At 68.1% G+C, this 3286-nt stretch carries 4 protein-coding genes and 2 pseudogenes; 3 read left to right on the top strand and 3 right to left on the bottom strand.

The genetic code is table 11. The features are described 5' to 3' along the window. Window positions 1-295, top strand: a pseudogene (locus tag WBA11_RS10885) (hypothetical protein); the annotation flags it as partial. Between the two features lie 15 nt (window positions 296-310). Here WBA11_RS10885 and hisI read toward each other — a convergent pair. Together hisI and WBA11_RS10895 are read right to left on the bottom strand one after the other, a co-directional pair. Then, window positions 311-700: a phosphoribosyl-AMP cyclohydrolase gene (gene hisI, locus WBA11_RS10890; protein ID WP_424520713.1), complete on the bottom strand. Its 390-nt coding sequence runs from the start codon at window positions 698-700 to the stop codon at window positions 311-313. A gap of 32 nt (window positions 701-732) precedes the next feature. Next, a complete protein-coding gene (locus WBA11_RS10895) occupies window positions 733-1488 on the bottom strand; it encodes a hypothetical protein (protein WP_424520714.1) in 756 nt (251 codons plus the stop codon). A 203-nt stretch (window positions 1489-1691) separates the two neighbouring features. On the opposite strand from WBA11_RS10895, the gene WBA11_RS10900 reads away from it, so the two are divergent. Beyond that, on the top strand, window positions 1692-2198 hold the full coding sequence (locus WBA11_RS10900) for a hypothetical protein (RefSeq protein ID WP_424520715.1): 507 nt from the start codon (window positions 1692-1694) through the stop codon (window positions 2196-2198). Between the two features lie 250 nt (window positions 2199-2448). Further along, complete coding sequence (locus tag WBA11_RS10905) at window positions 2449-2943, top strand: hypothetical protein (protein ID WP_424520716.1); 495 nt, start codon at window positions 2449-2451, stop codon at window positions 2941-2943. Between the two features lie 143 nt (window positions 2944-3086). Here WBA11_RS10905 and WBA11_RS10910 read toward each other — a convergent pair. Further along, window positions 3087-3286: pseudogene (locus WBA11_RS10910) on the bottom strand (class 1 fructose-bisphosphatase); the annotation flags it as partial.

Raw genomic sequence — 3286 nt, forward strand, 5'->3', positions numbered from 1 at the left:
CGTCGGGAGCGTCCGCGCGTGGCGCGTCGACCTCGAGGTCGAGACGCGGCGAGGCACGGACCGCGCCCAGGCCTGGTTCGCCCAGAGCGACGGCCGGCTGCTCCGTCTCCAAACGGACGGAGACCGCCCTCGAGGCGGTCGCATCGAGCGCGACGCGCGCTACACCCGCGTCGCCGGCATCGACCTGCCCAGCAGCTACACGGCCGAGTTCACCGTCCGCCAGCGCCGGCGCCTGCGCCAGTACGTCGTGACGCTGACGTCGGCGACGACCTTTCGAGGGCACTCCGTCCGGTAGCGCCCTCGAGGACGGCTACTTGTAGACCGAGTCCGCGTCGAACACCGGCGTGCCGATCGTCTCGAGCGCGCCGTCCTCGACGCGGCGGTAGAAACAGCTCCGGTGGCCCGTGTGGCACGCCGCGTCGCCGACCTGGTTGACGCGGAACAGGATCGCGTCGCCGTCGCAGTCGACGAAGGCCTGGACCACGTTCTGGACGTTGCCGGACGTCTCGCCCTTTTTCCAGACCTTCTGGCGCGAGCGGCTCCAGTAGGTCATCACGCCCGTCTCGAGCGTCATCTGCAACGTCTCGCGGTTCATGTAGGCGAGCATCAGCACGTCGCCGGTCGCGTCGTCCTGGGCGATGGCGGCGACCAAGCCGTCGCTGTTGAAGGTGGCGGCGTCGAGGAGGGGCTGGATGTCCATGTCTGAGAGTCTGTGGGAGATGTTGTAGAGCCTCAGGCTACGGACTCGCCGTCCGCGGCCTCGGCCAAGAACCGGTAGAGAGGCCACAGCTCCTCCTGGGCGTCGATGGCCGCACCGACGAGGTCCGGTCCGAGAGCGTTGACCTCGGCGCGCGGGATCTTGCGCATGACCCAGATGCCCTTGGCCCGCGCCAGTCCGTCGGGCACGTCCTCGAGGACGTCGGTGAACTCGGGGCGCCCTTCGGGCTTGGTGACGTGCGGGGCGAACGCGAGCCGGTAGCCCCGCTCGAGCAGGTCGTTCAAGATCGGGAGCGAGTCGCCGGGTTCATCGGTGAGCCTCGACCGGGCGGGCTTGAACAGGCCCTTGGCGTACTCGCCGATGTAGAGCCCCCACCGGAAGCCGTCCGAGTAGACGGCGTGGCTGAGTTGGATGTCCGTCAACCGTTTGCGGGGCAGGCGGTAGAAGCTCATCCACAGGTGGCTGTGCGAGCCGCCGCGGCCGAAGTCGTTTTTCAGGATCCGGCTGAAGACGTTCTTTTCCGTCTGGAACGGGATGGCGTTCGGGATCACCCAGTTCAGTGCCAGGTCGTCGCGGTATCGCTTGAACGGGGCCGTCACCGACGCGTCGAGGACGGGCTTGAGTTCGCGGTACGTCCCGATGTGCGGCTCGGCCTTGAGCGCTTGGAGGGCGGCGAAGCCTTCGTCCGGGAAGCCTTGAAACGTCAGGTCGAGCGGACGTTGCCGTCGGAACGGCGGGTCGGCAGCGGGGACGGGCGGGACGTCGGTCACGGGTCAGTGGCGTTGAGCCCGACGTACCCGACCTCGAGGCCGGGGTTCTTGCGAGCCGGCGCGTCAGGGCGCCCCCGAGAACACTGTTCATTGGAGAAGCCGGCGAAAAGGTTGAGCGCCCATGACGGCGGTCTGGCTGAAATCACGTATCGTGTGTGACGGCCCCTGATACAACAGGCCGACCCTCCACCCCCCAATTCAACATGCGCTCTCTGCTTCTCGCCGCCGGCCTCGCTCTCGCGATCGCGGTCCCCGCCCAGGCCCAAACCAGCTTCTCGCCTCTCGTCGGATACGACCTCGAGCTTTCGGGCCTCTCGGTCGGACTCGCCTTCGAGGTCGGCGCTCCGCTCGAGAACTTGCCACTCACCCCATCCATCCGTCCGCTCATCGAGTACGTGTTCGCTGACGACTTTGGGGCAGGGTTCGCCGGCGTTGATGTCGACACGCAGTTCATCCGCGCGCAGGCCGACCTGATCGGCCGCTTTGAGCTCGGACCGGACTCCAACTTCAGCCCCTATGTCAAGGCCGGCGCCGGCATCGAGTTCGCCAGAACCAGCGTCGAGATTGGTGGCGTGAGCGACAGCAACTCGAACACAGAGCTCGCGATCAACATCGGTGGCGGCGCTGAGTTCACGCAGTTCTTCGTTGAGGGCGGTCTCGGCCTGAGCGGCGTTGAAGGACTCCGCATCCGCGCTGGATACCGCTTCTAGAGCTCTCGCCTCATGATGGCTTGTGGCCCGCTCTGGCACGACGCCGGGGCGGGCCGCTCTGCGTCTGATCGATTCGGTAGCCCTCCCTACCCGTCTGCGGAATCACGAACAGCATTGGTGCCGCGTCTCTGGGGGCATTCGCTGATATCCGGCCTTGAGGCCGAGGCGGTGCTTCCGTGGGGTACGGGATTCGGCCTCGAGGTCGGAGAGCCCGTCGGCGTACTCTCGAGCCTTTCCCATCCCCTGTGCGATGCGGCTTCTCCTCGCCTTCGTCCTCACCGCCGCCACTGCGGCGTCCCAGGTCCACGTCCGCCCCAACGCTGGCTACGACATCGCGTACGGAGCCCCATCGGCAGGAATCGGCCTCGAGGCCGGGTGGTCCGTCGGCCCGGCCGCCTCGCTCGGGCTACGCGTCTCCGGCGATGCCGTGTTCGTCGACGACCTCCCGTTCGCCGTCGCGTTCTACAGCGACGCCACCAGCGAGGGTGTGGGCGATGCCAGCGTGTACCGGCTCGGCCTCGAGGTCGTCGGCTACTGGGACCGGCCGGGCCGGCTCCGACCGTATGCCAAGGCCGGGTTGGTGACCGAGCTCGAGCGGATCGCGCGTCCCGACCTCGAGGTCCAGTCGGCCTGGACCGACGCCGTCGCCGGTCTCGGCCTCGAGGTCGGACGCGTCTACCTCGAGGGCACGCACGGCTTCGGCGACGCGAGCCGCCGCCGCGTGGCGGTCGGCGTCCGGCTGTAGCGACCTCGAGGACGAACACCGACACCATAGCAGGCCGTGGCGCGTCGAGATTCTTCGACTCCGCTGCGCTCCGCTCAGAATGACGATACGGGGACGGGCTCTTCCTCGAGAGCTCGGGCCTCGAGGTCGGGAACCCCGAACCCCTAATCGCGGCTCGTCCGCTCGCCTTGGAGGAAGTCCATGGCGTCGGCCACCATCGACGGGCTCCCGATGTAGACCGGGCACCGGTCGTGCAGCGCGCCCGGCTTCACGTCGAGGACGGGGCCGTCGCCCGTCTCCGCGCGTCCGCCGGCCTGCTCCACGATGAACGCCATCGGGTTCGCCTCGTACATCAGGCGGAGCT

Source organism: Rubrivirga sp. (genome assembly GCF_049648075.1).
Classification (GTDB): domain Bacteria; phylum Bacteroidota; class Rhodothermia; order Rhodothermales; family Rubricoccaceae; genus Rubrivirga.